Origin of the sequence: Mesorhizobium sp. M4A.F.Ca.ET.050.02.1.1 (genome assembly GCF_003997725.1) — a bacterium.
Lineage (GTDB): Bacteria > Pseudomonadota > Alphaproteobacteria > Rhizobiales > Rhizobiaceae > Mesorhizobium.
In genome coordinates this window covers 1-17,147 of record NZ_RZSG01000054.1, presented here as the reverse complement: position 1 = coordinate 17,147, position 17,147 = coordinate 1, and the positions used below count along the sequence as shown (strand labels likewise).

Below are 17,147 nucleotides of genomic sequence, written 5' to 3'. Positions count from 1 at the left end.
CGCGTATTGTCTCAGCCGACGTACCCTTCAGTTGGGTAGCCGTCGACTTGGTCTACAGTGGCGTCGACATCGAGATGGCCCTACGACGCTGGTCCAAGGGATACGTGCTCGCCGTTAGCGCAGACCATCATTTCGCTTTCCGAAATCGCCTTTTTCCGGAAGGAGGAACGGCCGAAGATATCGCACGGAACCTCGATCTCTCCGTTTGGTGGAGCTTCCCCCCAGGAGAGGCGCTCCAGGCCTCTAAATCATGGGCTTACTGCCCGTTCACTGACACGGACGTCGCGCAGTTCGATAAAACCCGCTCAGGCCTCTGGACCGCTGGGCTCTTGATCCGACGCGATGCGAACCAGGCTCTCAGCTACTTTTCAACATGGTCTCCAGTGGGAACCGAGATCGAAACCTTTGTCGCAGTGCACCAATGCTGCAGGATTGTCGAGGAAGGCCTACGCACGGCGAAGAACGAGCTGGGTCTCGACCATAACGAAACCCGTTCTTGGCACGGATGGCATCGCCACGTCTCGCTCGTCATGCTTGCATTCGCGATGGTGTCGACCGTTCGCCACAAGGCGAGCCTCGACCCCTCGGGAGCGGTTGGAAGGCTCATGGAAACGAGCCGCCGCTTCGAACGCTTACCGAGGCCTCCCAGGAAACCGAAGCCGGGATCGCTCGGCGCCGCGGCGGCCGTGCCATGGCAAGATCAATCCCGCGAACGTAGCCGCAAGCCCTTGCCGGTCAAAACGCATAGTAGCGTGAGGTTTCCATCATGAATTTGTCCGTGAAACGAGATCCACCCCACTTCCGAGATAGGGCCGACCAGGCCGCCGGATTCGCTTGGATTGGGAGAAATGATGGTCATGCGACAAAATGCCATCATCGGTGACTGTATGTGGATCGAGACATCCGACCCTGAGCAAGGGCGTCGCGCGAAGCTCTGAGAGGGTACGGGTTTCGGGTTGGAGCGAGTTTCAGTTGTCTTTGGGGAGAACGCCGTTTGGAAGCCGGGATTCCAGTGAAACAGTCCAGGAAGTTGCAGAACTTGCACCATGCCCAGGCAATGTTGAGACAAATTCGTCAGACGGCGCAGGCAGATGGTGAGAGCCTCCTGACCTATTTGGTCGAGATGGCTTACCTAGAAGCCAGCGATCGAATTCGGGCAATTTGGCATGCTACCCGGGCGGATTCCGGGGGCGGGCGCACTGGCGAAGACAATGGCCCACCGATCTAGGCCCTCCCCTTACTTGGACAAGCACGTAATCTTCGTTGAGAGGTTAGGCTCGATCCTCAATCGGCCGGTACCCGAGGTAAACGAGATGCAATCCCTTCGATGGCTGCAATGAGACCTAGTGGGAATGTGCAGTTTGCGCCTTTTGAGATGATGCCTTCAATCTGCACCGTGCGTTTGGACCAGCCAGAACGTCTCGAATAGGAAGGCTTACAGAAAGCAAGGAGCATGATTATGATTGACGACAATACCGAGCGCACAAGCGCAGAAGACAACAATACAGAACAGACGGGCGTGATTGAGGAGAATACTGAACACATTAACGTGGATGAGGAGATTGCCGAGGAGCCAGGCGTGGATTTACTGGCCCTTACGGCAGATATTGTCGCGGCTTACGTCCGGATGAATGCGACCCCTGTTGCCGGGCTTCCGGACTTGATCGCTAGTGTCAATTCTGCGTTGAGGGGGATTGTCGTGCTGCCGCCTGATTCAGAAGGCCCCGGGCTCGTTCCGGCAGTCAACCCCAAGCGGTACGTGTTTCCCGACTATATCATCTGCCTAGAGGACGGAAAAAAATACAAGTCCCTTAAACGGCATCTCAAAGCCCATTTCGGCCTGACACCCGAGGATTATAGAGCAAAATGGGGACTTGCCCCTGACTATCCGATGGTGGCGCCCAATTATGCCGCTCAGCGTTCTCGTCTTGCAAAGTCAGCTGGTCTCGGCCGCAGGTCAGACGTCAAAACACCAGGGTGAAGATTCAACCTCGCTGCTTGCTCGCGCCTTCTGCACTTTTTGCCACGGCAAACGCATCCTCCCCTACGGAGTGATGTTGATGGGAAAGCGGTTCAGCCATGGCGTAAAGGGCGAACAGCACGTTGGCGCACGCTTCTCATAGCCCGTTTTGCAATCGTTCTAGCGCTGATTGTGATCTCGTCTGCCGCCTTATGTCGCGGCCGACGACCGACCGGGCTGCCCGCTCGAACTCCTATGGACGTCATCGAGCGAGCCCCACGGGGCGCAAGGCAGGTTATGACGTTATGACTTAATGGAAACGTCGACGACCGGGGCGAGCGTATTTGTCGCTTGCCGGTCAAGGAATATTACCTGGCCATGCGTGCAAAAACCCTGGGCTTCTCCTCCTAATGGGAAGCATGAGGGCCGGTTGGCAACGGCCAAAGTATGAAGAAGCCTAGAACGTCCCTTCACGGATGTAGCCGCGAAATCGTGCTGTTGTAGCGATGGGCAACCTCGCCCCTCTTTCCCCGGCGGCCTTTTCGAGGGACGCGTGCCCCAAATGAGCATTGGAGACGAACAGCGTTTCTCTCTGGCAGCTAAGAACAGCATCCGATACTTTATCGTCTACATAATTGCTAGACCTACTGGACCTCGCGAGCCATTTCCAAGGAGCAAGACGAGGATGTTAGCTGTGGACAGATTTTCGAGAAGGAAATTTAGCGCCCTCGTGGCCGCTTTTGCGGTGACCTTGGTTGCTTCTTCCGCCCCTTTCGGGGCCAAGGCGGGTGACCTTGCCCCTCTGATCTAATCCGGTTTGAAGTTCGTTCTGGCCCATCGAGAGGACCAGGACATGAAGCGCAGCCGCTTCTCTGAAGAGCAGATCATCGGAATTTTGAAGGAGCATGAGGCCGGGGTCTCGGTCGCCGACCTGTGTCGGAAGCACGGCGTCAGCGATGCTTCGATCTACAACTGGAAGGCCCGCTTTGGCGGGATGGATGTCTCCGAGGCTCGGCGACTGAAGGCGCTGGAGGACGAGAACACGCGGCTGAAGCGGCTTCTGGCCGACGCCATGCTCGACAATGCCGCATTGAAGGATCTCGTGGGAAAGAAATGGTGACGCCCGCGGCCAAGCGGAAAGCTGTCGCTTACCTGAAGGAAGGCTTCGGGATGAGCGAACGGCGGGCGTGTAAAGCCATCGGCTGTTGCCGCATGACGGTTCGCTACGAGACCAGCAGGCCGGACGACCGCGAGATTCGCGAGCGGATGAAGGCGATCGCGCAGGAGCGTCGCCGGTTCGGCTACCGGCGTCTCCTCGTGATGCTGAGGCGGGAGGGCCTGGTCGTGAACCACAAGAAGCTGTTCCGGCTCTATCGGGAGGAGAAGCTCGCCGTTCGCCGACGTGGCGGCCGCAAGCGGGCGATCGGGACCAGGGCGCCGATGCTGGTGCCGCTGAGGCCCGACGAGCGCTGGTCGCTCGACTTCGTATCGGACCAGCTCACCGACGGGCGCCGCTTCCGCATCCTGGCCGTCGTCGACGACTGCACGAGAGAGTGCCTGGCACTCATCGTTGATACGTCTCTCTCGGGCATGCGAGTTGCCCGCGAACTGGACCGGCTCATCACCGAGCGCGGCCGGCCGCGGATGATCGTCAGCGACAATGGCAGCGAGTTCACCTCCAACGCCATCCTCGCCTGGGCGGATCAGAACCGCGTCGAATGGCATTACATTGCGCCCGGCAAGCCGATGCAGAATGGCTTCATCGAGAGCTTCAACGGCCGACTGCGCGATGAACTGCTCAACGAGACACTGTTTACCTCGCTGGCTCAGGCGCGCGTAGCCATCGCCCTGTGGCGCGCCGACTACAACACCGCGCGGCCGCACTCCCAAATCGCCTGGCAGACACCGGCCGAGTTCGCCATCACCTTCAATCCGCGACGGTCGCTCGCGCTGCGCTATGCCAAAGGCTCCGCGCCAGCGACTGTCGCTTCACCCGCCCAGCAGGGCACAACCCAGGCCGGAAACGAACTCAAAACTGGATAGAAACTGGGGGCAACGTCAAGGCGGCAGCACCGGCAATAAGGAAATTTTGACACCCGTGATCAGGGAGTATTCATCGCCGATAGGAGGTGAGCCCATCCGGGACGCGAGGGAGCACGCAGATGGTTACGAACCGACTTGGTCGGAAGCTCGAACAGTCACCACAAGCTTGCAACAAATCCTTGAAATCAATTCACAGACTCTTTGTGACCGAAAATAGCTGAGAATGGTACGATCCTAACACAACTCCGCGGCCAAGCACGAATGAAACTAGACGGCCGTTTTGTCCGGACGCGCCGCACAGCATGCAACGAAAGGTCTACACCAATGGCAATAAGAGCGCTCATTCTCATTGAACTACGAGCGCGTATTGGTTTGCTATACGTCCAATCAGCCCTGCGTCTTGGTCTACATCCAATTGTGCTGGCGGCGGACCCAGCTCAGTACGACTATCTTGCGGCAGAAGGAATTGAGTCAGTGCTTGTCGATACAAACGATCTCGATGCGCTGATCCGCGAATGTTCTCACCTGCAAGCGACCTATGACATTGCTGGCATTACGAGTGTCGGGGATTTGTTCTATGCGACAGTTGGCAAGCTCTGCCGCTATTTCGATCTACCGGGCCCTAACGCCGGATCGATTGAACGATGCTGCGACAAATTTACTCAACGTCAACTGCTCGCGGAGGCCGGCGTTCCCGTGCCTGATTATCGCATGGCCGCAAATATTATGGAAGTAGAAAGCGCCGCTGTAGACATCGGACTGCCAGTTGTTATTAAGCCTGCAGTAGGCACTGGAAGTAGCGGTGTACGATTGTGTTATGACATTAGTGAAGTCGTCGCACATACGACACATTTATTGGGCGGAAAGCATATCGGGCGGCCTTCGCCAAGTATATTGGTCGAAGAATTTGCCCAAGGTCCATATTATTGCACTCATATAATGGGGAGTCATGTCATCGGGATTGAAGCCGCCGAGTTACATCCGCCACCGCATTTCGTCTTTCATGAGTGCACCTTTCCGGCTGTCCTGACTGATGAGGAGCACAAACGTATCGCCGATGTTTCCTTGAGCTGTTTGCAGGCTCTTGGCCTTGGCTGGGGGCCAACGGACATTGAATTGCGCTGGACTAAGCGGGGGCCAGTCGTCATTGAAGTCAATCCGCGTCTTGCAAGTACGCCCGATCCTCAATTGGTTAAGCTGGCTTACGGGATCGATCTTGTCACCGAGCACATCAAATTTGTTATCGGCGAGGAATGGAATTTGCGCAGAAGGCATTTGCACACTGCTGCGGCGCGGATCCTAGTTCCTGATCGTGATGGCATCCTCGATGGGATCGATGGGGAAAGTCGGGCAGCCGCTTTAACCGGCGTTGCCGAGGTGAAATTTTATGTCAAGCCTAAGACGCCAATCATCAGGAAAGGCGATGGCGGAGATTGGATAGGACATATTATCGCCACTTCACCCAGTCTTCCTGAGACCAAAGCCGCGCTTCAGCGCGCCGTCGAATTAATCAGTTGGTCGATCACGCCATTTCCGGCCCTTGGCGAATAGAAACGATCTGCGCCTTGACTTCTAGATCAGCGCAGGTGCGTTTCGTCTCAGCCCGAGAGCCGCCGCAACGTCGATGACTTCGCGCGTGAGGCGTCCGCCCCGACGGTCACTTCGCGAGCCAGCAGGCCGACAGGTGCTGTGGTCCAACCTCGATTGCGATTGATGGCGGCTCCTCTGCTTTGCAGCGGTCGAAGGCCAGTGGGCAACGAGTATGGAACCGACAGCCTTTTGGCACACGGGCGGCGCTTGGAACCTCGCCCTGCAACTCCGGCAGCTCGGCGCGACCTGGGTTGCTGCCAATCTGTGGTGTGGCGTTACGCAAGGCCACGGTATAGGGATGGCGGGGATTGAATGTGATCTCGTCTGCGCTACCGATCTCGACCAATTTCCCAAGATACAAGACCGCAATCCTGTCGGCTATTAACCAGGCGAGCGGCAAGTCATGCGTGATGAACAGCAGCGCCACATTGTACTTGTCACGCAAGTCAACAAGGACCTGCAGGATCTGGGCGCGTATTGAAACGTCGAGCATCGATACGGGCTCGTCAGCAACGATGAGATCCGGTCTCGCGGCAAGCGCTCCGGCAATCACCACACGCTGGCGCTGGCCGCCGGACAGTTCGTGGGGGAAGCGGGACAAAAAATCACTGGGAGGATTGAGTCCGGCGGACGCAAGCGCTTCACTGACCCGCTCGACGAGCTGTTCCCCATTCTTGACCAGCCTCAGGGAACGCAGCGGCTCCGCGACGATATCGAACACGGTGTGTCGCGGGTTAAGCACCTGATAGGCGTCCTGGAAGATCATTTGCACGCGATGACGATACGGACGCAAAGCCGACAGGCCTTGAACTGACGTCATGTCGCGGCCCTCGAACAGCAATCTGCCGGCTGTCGGTTGGGCAAGCTTGCTGATCACACGTCCCACAGTGGTCTTGCCGCTTCCCGATTCCCCGACTAGGGCGACGATCTCACCCCGTCGGATGTTAAGGTCGATCCCGTCCACCGCACGCACCGCTCCGGCAGGGCGGCCCAGCACACGGTCGAACAGCCCGCTCTGGATAGGAAAATGGACCTGCAGGCTCTCGAGACGCAGGATTTCGGCGATATCAGGCATGAGCTGCGACCTTGTCTTCTTGCGAGGACCGGTGAAGATGACAAGCAACACGGCCCCGCCCGAACGTATCGAGGCTGGGAACCACGGTCGCGCAAATCCCCATAGCCGACGGGCAACGCGGATGAAAGGCGCAGCCTGAGGGTCGATTCACTAGGTTGGGGGGATCACCCGGTATCGGCCGGATCATCCTTTTGCCGGTTGCCGGGTTCGGGATCGAATCGATCAGCAGTCTGGTGTACGGGTGCTTAGGTCTGGCGAAGATCTCGGCGACAGTGCCGTCCTCGACGATTCGGCCGGAATACATGATCATGACGCGATCACAACATTCAGCCACCGCAGAAAGGTCGTGGGTGATCAAAATGAGGGCAAGCCTAAGCCTCGATCGCAACTCACCCAGCAGCTTAAGGATCTGAGCTTGGGTGATAACGTCAAGCGCTGTAGTAGGCTCATCGCCGATGACGATCGAGGGGCGACATGCGAGCGCCATGGCAATCATCACCCTTTGACGCATGCCGCCCGACAATTCGTGAGGATAGGCAGTCCCCCGATCCGGCGGAATGCCGACGAGCTCGAGCAGCTCTCTTGCCCGCGCGGTCGCTTCGCGACGCGACATACCGAGCTTCAACATGCATGGCTCGGCGATCTGCTTGATGATGCGGTGAACGGGATTGAGCGCATTCATCGCACCCTGGAAGACTACGGATGTTTCGCTCCAGCGATGCGGCCTCATGGCGGCATCGTTATCAATCGGCAGTCGCTCGCCGCGATAGCGAACCTCGCCTTCGCTGACGCGCGCGTTGGGTGATAGCAGACCCGCGATGGCCATGGTGGTCGTGGTCTTCCCGCTGCCGGATTCTCCGACGAGGCCGACAGCCTCTCCGGCCCGGAGCGTGAAGCTTACGTTGTCAATCGCACGGGATGAAACGCCCCTGAGCCCATAGTCAACAGAGAGCCCGTCGACTTCCAGAAGCCGAGCCTTTTGCTGGCAGGAGTTTGTCATGGGATAATCCTCCGCCGTGGATTAAACGTGTCGTCGAGAGCATTGCCAGCCAGGACAAAGCTCAGGGAAACCGTGAGGACGCATACGCCGGGTGCACCGAGATACCACCAAGCTCCAGCACTGGCCGCGCCGGCGCGCTGAGCCTGCGAAAGCAAAGTGCCCCATGAAGGCTGCAGCGGATCGCCAAGCCCGAGGAACGAAAGCGACGTCTCGACATAGATTGCGCCGGCGACGACCAGAGCCCCGTTTGCCGCGATTTGCGGCACGAGATTGGGGAGGATGTGGCGCACCATGATCTTGAAATTGCTGCTGCCCACTACGCGTGCTCGATCAATAAATGTTCGCTCCTTAAGCGACAGTGTCTGGCTGCGAACGACACGAGCTACGAACGCCCAGCTTGTCATGCCGATAACAACAATGATCACGAACAGAGAAGGACGAAAGCCGAGGATTTCTCTACCGCGCCCCATCACCTCAAGGACCACCGGTGTGATGACCAACGCCAGCACGAAGGACGGCAAGACAAAAAAGAAATCCGTCAAGCGCATCAGCCAGACGTCAACCCAGCCACCATAGTAACCCGAGGTTATGCCAACCGCAGTGCCGACCACGAGGCTGATAACGGTCGCTAGCAGCGCGATCGTAAGCGATATCCGGGCACCGTGGACGACCAGATTGAGCACGTCCCGCCCTACCTCATCGGTCCCCAGCAGATGCTGGCCTGAAGGCGGCGCGAGGAAATCACCGGTCGCATTGATTGCAGTCTGAAGCGGCCCCACCAGAATATTGGGGGCTGCTGCCACAGCAACAAATAATGCCAGGCATACAAAGCCAACCTGAGCGCCGCCGTAGCTGAAAAATTGCCGCAGAAAGCTTTTTATCGCTCGTGCCCGACCTGGGAGAGGAGATTGAACAATGCTCATTACCGAACTCTTGGATCGAGGAGGCCATAGGCAAGGTCTGCAATGAGGTTGGCGACAACAATCGAGGCCCCAAGCAACAGGAAGATGCCCTGAAGGACGGGGTAGTCCCGTGCGTTGAGTGCTTCCACCGTCAGCCCCCCGATGCCCGGCCAGGCGAATACGGCTTCGACGGTGATGGCACCGGCGACCACGTAGCCGAGATTGAGGGTAACCAGGGTCACGACTGGTAGCATTGCATTGCGAAATGCATGGCTTATCAGCATCTGGCTGTTCGTCAGCCCCTTAGCCCGTGCGGTTACCATATAGTCTTCGGTGACTACGTCACTCATCGCCGCACGTGCGACCACAACGTATTGGCCGATGAGCCCAAGCGCCACGGCGGACACCGGAAGCGTCAGATGCCGCAGGTAATCCAGAAACGAACCAAGAGACCCCGTTATCGCGCCCGGCGAGTATGCGCCGTAGCCTGGAAACCATCCCAGTACCGTACTGAAGATTACCACCAAGAGCATGCCAAGCCAGAACGAGGGCGTTGAGTAGAGCGCCAGGGAGGTTCCGGTGGCGATATGGTCAACGGCCCCCCCTCTGCGCCAACCCGCATATAGGCCGAGTATGACCCCGCCTAAGATGGCGATGAATTGAGCTAGGCCGACAAGGGCGATGGTGGCCGGCAAGCGCTCTAAAATCAGGTCAGCCACCTGCCTGCCCCTGAACTTGAAACTGTAGCCGAAGTCGCCACTCAGAGTTGCCGACAAGTAGTCGACCACTTGGTCCGGAAACAGCGGCCGGTCAAGGCCCCAGTTCTGGCGCTGCGCGTCCATCTGCTCGGGTGTCACGCTGACGCGAGCCCCGCCGAGCAGAAGCCTGGCGGGGTCGCCCGGAATGATCCTGAACAAGATGAAGTTCAGGATCGCTACCGTCATAAGCGTCACGACCGCCCTGAGGAGGATTCGCCCGATGCGTCGGCTCATCGTTTGGATTTCCACAAAGACAATTTAGACGGGCTTCAGGCGGTCGAGCGGAAAGTAGCTCCACATCGACGTGATATCCTGGGTTCCCCAACCCTCGAAGCAATCCTTACGACGGGCGTCGAGCACAAAAGGGTAGCACAAAATGATGCAGGGCGCTTCTTTGTATATGAGGCGCGCCGCATGATCGACCAGCTCTTTACTCTTTTCTAGGTCGACGGTGCGATCGACATCCAACACGAGTTCGTCGAAGGAGTCGTTTGTCCAGTATGATCTGTTGCCCGTGCCTCTCTGCTTGCTGCTGCCCAGGGCGAGCACGTCATGAGCTGTAGGAGACAGCCAGCTCCCGGTGATCAGCAGATCCCAGCCTCCGCCGCCATTTTCCGGGGCTGCTCCGCGGGCTGACAGCGCACCGGAATCGAGCTGGGTCACGGTTACGGGAATACCAATTTGTTCTAACCAACCAGCCACGAGTTGCACGGCCGCAATGGGCATCTCAAGCATGCCCGAAAGCGTTCCTGTGATCAGGTCGAGTTGGAAGCTCTTTCCCTCTTTGTCCTCTCTAATCCCATCGCCGTTTATATCCCGATAGCCTGCGGCATCGAGTCGACGACCCGCCTCGGCCAGATCGAAATGGCGCCTGATATCACTCAGTTCCGAGTAGTAATCGACCGTCACCGGCATTGCCAGTCCGACGCCAGGGTCGGCGTGGCCGCGGAACGCTTTATCGACGATGGTCTTTTGGTCGATCGCGTAGCCGATGGAATCGCGAAATGCCGGGTCTTGGAGCGCCTTTGTACTGCCTGCTCCTTTGCCGGAGAGCGTGTTGAAGGCTAAATAATTGCGCTGCTCGGTGCGCTGTTGACCAACTTTCATGTCGGGGTCATTCGAGAGGTCGGCCCACTGGGCTGCCGTCAGGCTGACACCGTAATCGAGGCTACCGCTCTTCAGAGCCTGAGCAATGGGATCGGCCGTATCGAAGAAGCTAAAGATCATCCCCGAAGTAACCGGCCGTCCTGTGCGGAAGTGCTCGTTCGGCACGTAGCGAGCAAACTGGCTCTGCTTAAACTCCGCAAGGATCATGGGCCCAGTGCCGACGAGTGGTGGATCATTGCGGAAGGTGCCGCGCGCATCCGCGTAGCTGATGTCCTTCCAGATGTGCTCGGGAACAATCCTCGTGAAGTTGTCATCGATCGGCCAGCGGCTGGGAGCCTTGGTTACGATCTGCAATGTCTCGTCGTCAATGGCCGTGACGGATTCAACTTGCTCCAGGCCGGAAGTGCTGTTCTGGCCAACGTTCAGTTCGTCGGGCTTGCCTATAGAGCCATACAGATAGTTGTAGGTGAACGCGGCGTCTCTGGCCGTGGCCGGCTGGCCATCCGACCACCTCATGCCTGGCCAGATCTTGAAGGTCCACGTGACGTTGTCATCGGCAACGGACCACTGTTTGGCGAATCCCTTTCGCTCGGGGTGGCGCTGGGCATCGACGCCGACCAGGCAGTCATAGGTAAACTGAAGGGGCCAGAACGAAGCCCAAGTCGCAAAGGGGTTCATCGAATCCGGGGCGACGATTGTGGCGATGCGTACGATGTGATCGTCGCAAGACGAGGCAAACGCCCGAGAGTGCATGAACCAGGGCACCGCCGATCCCAACAGCATCGCCTTTACGACCGCGCGGCGACTAAGTGGCAACTCTGTCATCCGTATTCCCTCCGAGCTCCGGGTTTCGTTGTCGCTGAAATTCCAGCCCGGCCCTGTGACCAAGCCAAGCGCCATTAACTCATAATTCGGCGCAGTCCCTGACACGGTGTTTCGCCCACCAGCCACGCAAACACGTGCGGCATGATTTGGCTGAGGGTATGCCCAAGGTTGGGGAACAGCTCCAAACCAGCATTCGGGATCTGACTCTGCAGCCACTCGGAGTGACGCGGCGGTACCATAATATCTGCGAGACCGTGGAAGAACCGAGCAGACACTCCTATCGATCCAAGATCGAAGCCCCATGGTGAAGCAAACGATTGGAAGTCATCAATGTAAGCGTCCTCCTGTGAGAACAGTGGTTCCTTTATGTTGAGATGTTGTTCAATCCTGTCTTTCAGGGGGGCCATGACCTCACGCATAAAGCGGCTCACGTGAATGTCATTCTGCGAAAACCATTCTTTTTCAACGTCAGGCATGTCCATGGTGACGATGTAACGTCTGTAGAATTCGCGTAAGGCGTCTGGATCGGACCTCGCGGCTAGCATCTCCTGACGTGCGAGAAGGATCTGCCCGTCCATGTAGTCAAATCCTTGACCGAAGTTCGGCCCTATTCCGCCACAGGATGCCACTCGCGAAATTCGGTCGGGCAACAATGCAGCGGCAGCCAGCGCATGCGGTCCACCACCAGAGACGCCATACACAGCCGCAACGTTAAGCGATAGACGGTCGAGGACAGCCTCTATGATCGGCGCGATATCCCTTACTTTGCGCCCGGGCTTGGGTGTCGAGCATCCATATCCTTGCCGATCAAAAGTGACTAGGCGACAGAAGACTGGGCCCGTAGCCACGTATTTGAGAACCTCATTCACTCCGCTGCTGGGCGTCCCATGGATTCCAATAACTACAGGAACATCAGGCGGCCCAACCTCATACACGCGGACGGACTCATGTTCGGACATTCGAACGGTGAAGGCACGTGGGGTCAGGTACTTGTCAACCGCCGACGATTGACTGCTCGCTCCTGTTAACGGCGAGGCCACGGGGGCGTGCTGCAGAATACTATGCCGCGAACCGTCTTTTGGTGCGGTCATCGATCCTCCTCCCGATTGCGCCGAGTTTGTCCGGCTTAGCTAATTTTTACCAGACGCAGCTGAATCATTTCAAATATTACATTTTCGCGAAGAGATTTCAGTTTTGATATGAATGGGATGGGCTATCAGGATCAGGCAGTTGTTGACCTGATAGTCTGATGATAGGCAACCCGTCCCATTTGTCGGCACTTCCGGCCCCGAGCGGGCTCTTGCCGGGCCGCTCAGAAGCATTGCCGCTGACGGGCGGCGGCGGCGTGGACGCTCGACACCCACTGGCATCCCGGGCGATCGGCTGGCGGTATGATCGCCGGGACGAGCCGCGCCTCTGGCAGGCGGGCACTGTCGAGTTCGGCCACCTTGTCGAAGACGAGAATGGTGGCGTCCCGGACGGCGATCGGAATCCTTCTCAGGCTGTCGCCGACCTTCACGAAGCCGACCGACCGGAGCCGTGACAATGTCCTCGCCGCTGCGGCGCGTAGCGCACCGACAGGGAATGCTGACGTCATGTGTCGATGAGCTGCCGCCGCTACACGGGCGAACACGCGAGCGGCTTCATTCACGCCGAGCATCACCACGATGGACACGACCCGATGAAGCGGCAGGTAACGTCATACGACAAGTCGTGTCGGGTTTGTCGAGTCAGTGACACGGGGCTTGCTACTCCATGTCTTACTATTCCGGCTAGATAGCCGAAGAACCATCACAAAGCTATTCGCTCGGCTCGATATTAGTTGGCACGGGTTTTGAAACCCTTTGGTGCGAGGCGCCCGAGAGCCGCCGGACGCCTCCCTGTTATGGGGCTCAACTGCGATGGGTGGAACGACGGAGTAATTAAAGTGCAGGTCTGCGTCAGATCGCATTACCGCGAGCTCTATCGTTTTCCGCTGCATGCAACAGAATTGCTGACCGCTGGGCAACTCGCCACAGGAGCTTCGGTGGAGTCTTCCCTAGAAAGCCCGAGACATTATCGGCTGCGTTGGCGGGTTGCACCGGGGGTGCAGCTACAGCGTGCAATTACCGGATCGGTGACCACGGGATTGCGGCTCGCGATGTGCAGTGTATTCAGCAATCTATTTCGACCGATTTAGAGGAGCGCTAAAAATGCATGACGATTTCATCTACGGTGACGATTGGGCTTCGGTGTACGAAAAAATCACGAACATGCGAGGTAAGATAGCTGAGGCAGATGAGACGGTTGCCTTTCTTGAGCGGCGCTGTAACCGAGGTAATGCGCTTGAACTAGGTATAGGTAACGGACGCGTGGCAGTTCCGTTGAGTGCCCGAGGGATCTGCGTTGAAGGCATCGATAACTCCGGTAGCATGTTGAGGCTGCTTGCCAGCCGTAGCAATACGGTCAAGGCTTGGCGCGGAGACATTATCAATTTCACGCTAACAAGCTGCTACAATACTGTATATTGCATCTATAATACGTTTATGCAGCTCTTCACACGCGAAGCGCAAATTGCTTGCCTCCGATCGGCTGCATCGGTCTTAGCCGAGGATGGGTTTTTGGTCATAGAGATCGATGTTCCGGCCTTGGACGGTTTCGTTAACGGGCAGAAAACCACGACTTTGCACGTCGATCATGAAAACACATTTCTCCGTGCAGACGTCCACGATTCATTGAAACAGACTCTGGTTACATCATTCCTCTTGTTTTCTGAAACATCGGTGCGGCGTTTGGCCCAACCGGTTCGATATGTGTACCATCAGGAACTGGATACGATGGCTGAGTGCGTGGGCCTGGAGCTGGCGGATCGTTGGGGAGATTGGGTGGGAGGTGCGTTCACCCAAGCGTCGACACGTCATATCTCTGTCTATCGCCGAGCTAGCTTGTAGTCCCGAACTTTGCCAGCGGTCACGATGCTTCACCGGCAGCGGTCGCACATTGGAATCAAGAGACGTTGTATGCTGGGCGAGGAGCTTTCGCGAGGCTCGCAGCAAGGGTAGTAGGCGTCGCCGACACCTCCGCCGGATTGAGTCCGGCCCGGCGCCCGCAAGGGCAGCGACATCGTGCGATGTTGCCGGAAATGTTAATTTGGGAGTTGTGTGCCAGCCGCTTGTCGATTGGTAGCACAGTATACGGTGCGGCCTGGCGGCAGATTCCATGAACGAAGCTGCATGGCCGACGTGCCGGCACACCGTAAGCTCGGTGGAGGTGTAGTGGCAGCATGAAGCCCACATCGGCTATCGACGGGTCACACGGCTGCTCCTGGGTGATCAGTGCTACAAGAGAGACTACCTGTTCGTTGTCATTGCCCCGAAGCGGTGCGGCAGATTGCTATCGCATCAGGCGGATGCCGATGGATTTCTCGAAACGCCCGAGAATGGCATTGGCTACCGTATTAGCCTCTGCGAAGGATCCGGCTCGCACGTGGAACCAACCGAGAGTTTCGCGGCGTTGGACGCGGATTCCCGGATCGAGGCGGTGCGGATCGAACTCGATCAGCTGATCGCCATATTGCTCCAGCCACGAGACATCGATATGGCTGGCCAGTGCGGCGTCGCGATCGGGCATGATGTTTCGGGCCGAGACGTAGCCGGCGTGGTTCGGTAAGCCTTCGCGGATTGGGAGTCCAAGATGGATATCCAGCAGTCGTTCCTGGATCATTTCACCGGTTAGGTGTTGATATACATGGGGCATGACACCCCCCATCAGCCGCGAATTCATCTCGACCAGAGCAGGACCTTGCGTCGTCGCAATCATCTCGGCGTGAAAAATACCCAAGTCGAGGCCCAGCGCCTGGGCGACCGCTTCCGCGTATCGGAAGCAGGCCTCGACCTGATCAGGTGTCAAATTGGCGGGCATCGATGCGCCGATCTCGACACATTCATCTTCGGAAGCGCGGGTATGGTCAGACATCATGAAGCGATAGAATCGTCCGTCCCGTACACCTATCTCGGCGGAAACAAGAGGACCGCTAAGATACTCCTCGACGAGGATTCCTTTGCGAAATTGAGCCTGAAGCTGGTTGGGCAAAGCATCGATACCAGATAGAAGTTTCTGGCCCGCAAGTTCGGCCTCCGGCGGCGTAGAGGCCACCGTGGCAAGCAAGCTATCGAAGCCGGTTTGCGGCTTTACCACCACCGGGGTGCCGATGGCTTCCGCCGCAGCGCGCGCCTCTTGAGGCGTGGTAACCGGGCGGAATCTCGGGCAGTGCAAGCCGGCGCGTAGGATCACCTCGCGTGCGCGTGTTTTATCGCGTGCGACCGTTACGGCAGATGCGCTGGTAAATGGAATCCCCAGTCGCCCACAGACCCGGGCTGCGACATCAACACAGGGCTCCAATTCGCAGATAACGGCATCGATCGGCGCCAGTGCTGCGAGCTGTTGAACGGCATGCAAAACCTTCCTATCCACGGTGGAGTCTGGAATGGAGATGATCGTATCGAGGGTCGAAAATATTCGCTTTACGCGCTCGGTCTCGACATAGTGCTGATAGCCAGATCTAATAAGGGAGACCCGCAATCCCCTTTGCTTGGCGAGACGCATGGTCTCGATGCCGGGCGAATTAGTGTCGATGAAAACAATGTGCTGGCTCATGACGCCTCCTTCTCAACCGACACGCATTGCGAGATCAGGCTGTATGAAGTCGAAGCGGATTGTCGCGCTCGCTTGCCGGCCAATTCCATCTATGGTGTTCTCGATGACTTCGACGAGATTTTCGAGCACGTCAAAGCGTTTTCGCCTCTCCCGGCGGCGATCGAATTTCCCCAGCAGCAGCAAAGCGCAAGTCTTGTCAGGTTTGGCGCAAAAAACCAGGGCGCCACGGTTCGCGAATTCCTGCACCAGGAATGCATCATCAGAGGCGATGCCAGAAAGTAACTCATAGGCCTGACACAGCTTTGGCCGAATTGTGGCATAATCCTCTGGTGTTTCGATCCCGCCAGAAAGGGATAGATAAGGCAACTTTGTCGAGGTCCGCAGCCATACTTCAGTTCCGTCTGCTCTAAGAAACATTGCGATTCCCTTAATATTTAGGACTCATTAGGCTGTCGACATGGTGATATACTCAGCCGTCGTTGCGATTGCTCTGCAACAACGCCTCCAGCCTAGCCACCAGTAAAGAAGGACCGGATCGGCTCGACACCCTCGCCCGCGAAACACCGGGCCAAGCGACTGGCCGGGGTGAGTTGCGAGCGGCGCGGTCGACAGCTCGCTCAGAGCCAACGAACCCCAAGCATTTCTTACCTTTGCAGCCGACTCTGAGCGCGTGCCACGGTCAAGGTGTTGCACCGAAATTCCTCGTGGTGCGAGCTGCAGGACCGTATCCTGCGCCTGTGACTTCAGGATCGGGAGGCTAGAGTCGGTCTTGGGTTCACAATCGACGAATAGAATCTGCTGCCCAAGCTCGACAGGCGCGGCGAACGTGCTTTGCGAAGTGGAGGACTTACCGATGCCTCCGTCGCTGTGGGCGATCTGATGCAGACCTGACATGTAGCTTACTTCTCCCGTTGTCGCTGTTGCCCGAGACATAGATGCCGGTCGGAAGTTCTCGCGGCCCCAAACAAGGAGTGTCAAAACTCGTGCCACTTTGGCTGAGCAGAGCCATAGAAAATCTTTGTGATTTCTTTCAGCTGTTTAGCCCGGCGCAAAGAAATGACGGCAGAAGAGTTTCGTGTAGCGGACCCGACAAGGGCGACACAAGATCTTTAGATGACCACGCGGAGCGCTGGGCCTGGCCGAGTCTTTGGCGCCAAGGCTGGAAACCGAACGAGCAAGGGATCGAGATCCGGCGAGAAGATCACGGGAGCATTGATGACACGCTTGATGCCCGCGGTTTGCGGGCATCAAG

At 57.6% G+C, this 17,147-nt stretch carries 13 protein-coding genes and 1 pseudogene; 5 read left to right on the top strand and 9 right to left on the bottom strand.

Translation table 11 applies throughout. The annotated features are described in order from the left end of the window. From EOA33_RS39690 to EOA33_RS06870, 4 genes and pseudogenes are all read left to right on the top strand, one after another. A pseudogene (locus EOA33_RS39690) lies at positions 1-770 on the top strand (IS701 family transposase); the annotation flags it as partial. A 689-nt stretch (positions 771-1,459) separates the two neighbouring features. Beyond that, a complete protein-coding gene (locus EOA33_RS06880; protein WP_127405296.1) occupies positions 1,460-1,981 on the top strand; it encodes a MucR family transcriptional regulator in 522 nt (173 codons plus the stop codon). Positions 1,982-2,813: 832 nt separating this feature from the next. After that, positions 2,814-4,003, top strand: a protein-coding gene (locus tag EOA33_RS06875; protein ID WP_095833145.1) for an IS3 family transposase whose coding sequence is annotated in 2 segments (ribosomal slippage) — positions 2,814-3,063 and positions 3,063-4,003 — 1,191 coding nt in all. Because the reading frame shifts where the segments join, the coding sequence is not laid out codon by codon here. Positions 4,004-4,327: 324 nt separating this feature from the next. Next, entirely contained in the window at positions 4,328-5,554 is a 1,227-nt protein-coding gene (locus EOA33_RS06870) for an acetyl-CoA carboxylase biotin carboxylase subunit family protein (RefSeq protein WP_127405295.1), read from the top strand. Positions 5,555-5,660: 106 nt separating this feature from the next. Here the strand turns inward: EOA33_RS06870 and EOA33_RS06865 are convergent, their stop codons facing one another. The 7 genes from EOA33_RS06865 to EOA33_RS06835 all read right to left on the bottom strand — a co-directional run bounded on the left by EOA33_RS06865 (position 5,661) and on the right by EOA33_RS06835 (position 12,935). Beyond that, complete coding sequence (locus EOA33_RS06865) at positions 5,661-6,668, bottom strand: ABC transporter ATP-binding protein (protein WP_127405294.1); 1,008 nt, start codon at positions 6,666-6,668, stop codon at positions 5,661-5,663. Beyond that, positions 6,661-7,668 carry an ABC transporter ATP-binding protein gene (locus tag EOA33_RS06860; protein ID WP_127405293.1) on the bottom strand — a complete coding sequence of 336 codons (1,008 nt, stop codon included), beginning with the start codon at positions 7,666-7,668 and terminating at the stop codon, positions 6,661-6,663. Before EOA33_RS06860 ends, EOA33_RS06865 begins: the two co-directional genes overlap by 8 nt. Continuing rightward, positions 7,665-8,591, bottom strand: coding sequence for an ABC transporter permease (locus tag EOA33_RS06855; RefSeq protein ID WP_127405292.1), 927 nt, complete (start codon positions 8,589-8,591; stop codon positions 7,665-7,667). Before EOA33_RS06855 ends, EOA33_RS06860 begins: the two co-directional genes overlap by 4 nt. Continuing rightward, positions 8,591-9,562: an ABC transporter permease gene (locus EOA33_RS06850; RefSeq protein ID WP_127405291.1), complete on the bottom strand. Its 972-nt coding sequence runs from the start codon at positions 9,560-9,562 to the stop codon at positions 8,591-8,593. Before EOA33_RS06850 ends, EOA33_RS06855 begins: the two co-directional genes overlap by 1 nt. Positions 9,563-9,586: 24 nt before the next feature. Next, positions 9,587-11,260 (bottom strand): ABC transporter substrate-binding protein, encoded by a 1,674-nt coding sequence (locus EOA33_RS06845; protein ID WP_127405290.1) that lies wholly within the window; start codon positions 11,258-11,260, stop codon positions 9,587-9,589. A 74-nt stretch (positions 11,261-11,334) separates the two neighbouring features. After that, a complete protein-coding gene (locus tag EOA33_RS06840) occupies positions 11,335-12,351 on the bottom strand; it encodes an alpha/beta hydrolase (RefSeq protein WP_127405289.1) in 1,017 nt (338 codons plus the stop codon). 221 nt (positions 12,352-12,572) lie between these two features. Then, the gene (locus EOA33_RS06835; RefSeq protein ID WP_127405288.1) at positions 12,573-12,935 is read right to left on the bottom strand and encodes a hypothetical protein; all 363 of its coding nucleotides are present in this window, start codon (positions 12,933-12,935) and stop codon (positions 12,573-12,575) included. 517 nt (positions 12,936-13,452) lie between these two features. Between EOA33_RS06835 and EOA33_RS06830 the strand changes: the two genes are divergently transcribed. Continuing rightward, positions 13,453-14,190: a class I SAM-dependent methyltransferase gene (locus EOA33_RS06830; protein WP_127405287.1), complete on the top strand. Its 738-nt coding sequence runs from the start codon at positions 13,453-13,455 to the stop codon at positions 14,188-14,190. Between the two features lie 442 nt (positions 14,191-14,632). Here the strand turns inward: EOA33_RS06830 and EOA33_RS06825 are convergent, their stop codons facing one another. Together EOA33_RS06825 and EOA33_RS06820 are read right to left on the bottom strand one after the other, a co-directional pair. Next, a complete protein-coding gene (locus EOA33_RS06825; protein ID WP_127405286.1) occupies positions 14,633-15,895 on the bottom strand; it encodes an ATP-grasp domain-containing protein in 1,263 nt (420 codons plus the stop codon). A 12-nt stretch (positions 15,896-15,907) separates the two neighbouring features. Then, positions 15,908-16,312 carry a hypothetical protein gene (locus EOA33_RS06820; RefSeq protein WP_127405285.1) on the bottom strand — a complete coding sequence of 135 codons (405 nt, stop codon included), beginning with the start codon at positions 16,310-16,312 and terminating at the stop codon, positions 15,908-15,910. Between the last annotated feature and the right edge of the window lie 835 nt (positions 16,313-17,147).

What these genes read in the sequence shown, in the direction of transcription:
- EOA33_RS06880 (WP_127405296.1), top strand. Translation starts at nt 1,460, where the DNA reads ATGATTGACGACAATACCGAGCGCACAAGCGCAGAAGACAACAATACA.
- EOA33_RS06870 (WP_127405295.1), top strand. Translation starts at nt 4,328, where the DNA reads ATGGCAATAAGAGCGCTCATTCTCATTGAACTACGAGCGCGTATTGGT.
- EOA33_RS06865 (WP_127405294.1), bottom strand. Translation starts at nt 6,668, where the DNA reads ATGCCTGATATCGCCGAAATCCTGCGTCTCGAGAGCCTGCAGGTCCAT.
- EOA33_RS06860 (WP_127405293.1), bottom strand. Translation starts at nt 7,668, where the DNA reads ATGACAAACTCCTGCCAGCAAAAGGCTCGGCTTCTGGAAGTCGACGGG.
- EOA33_RS06855 (WP_127405292.1), bottom strand. Translation starts at nt 8,591, where the DNA reads ATGAGCATTGTTCAATCTCCTCTCCCAGGTCGGGCACGAGCGATAAAA.
- EOA33_RS06850 (WP_127405291.1), bottom strand. Translation starts at nt 9,562, where the DNA reads ATGAGCCGACGCATCGGGCGAATCCTCCTCAGGGCGGTCGTGACGCTT.
- EOA33_RS06845 (WP_127405290.1), bottom strand. Translation starts at nt 11,260, where the DNA reads ATGACAGAGTTGCCACTTAGTCGCCGCGCGGTCGTAAAGGCGATGCTG.
- EOA33_RS06840 (WP_127405289.1), bottom strand. Translation starts at nt 12,351, where the DNA reads ATGACCGCACCAAAAGACGGTTCGCGGCATAGTATTCTGCAGCACGCC.
- EOA33_RS06830 (WP_127405287.1), top strand. Translation starts at nt 13,453, where the DNA reads ATGCATGACGATTTCATCTACGGTGACGATTGGGCTTCGGTGTACGAA.
- EOA33_RS06825 (WP_127405286.1), bottom strand. Translation starts at nt 15,895, where the DNA reads ATGAGCCAGCACATTGTTTTCATCGACACTAATTCGCCCGGCATCGAG.
- EOA33_RS06820 (WP_127405285.1), bottom strand. Translation starts at nt 16,312, where the DNA reads ATGTTTCTTAGAGCAGACGGAACTGAAGTATGGCTGCGGACCTCGACA.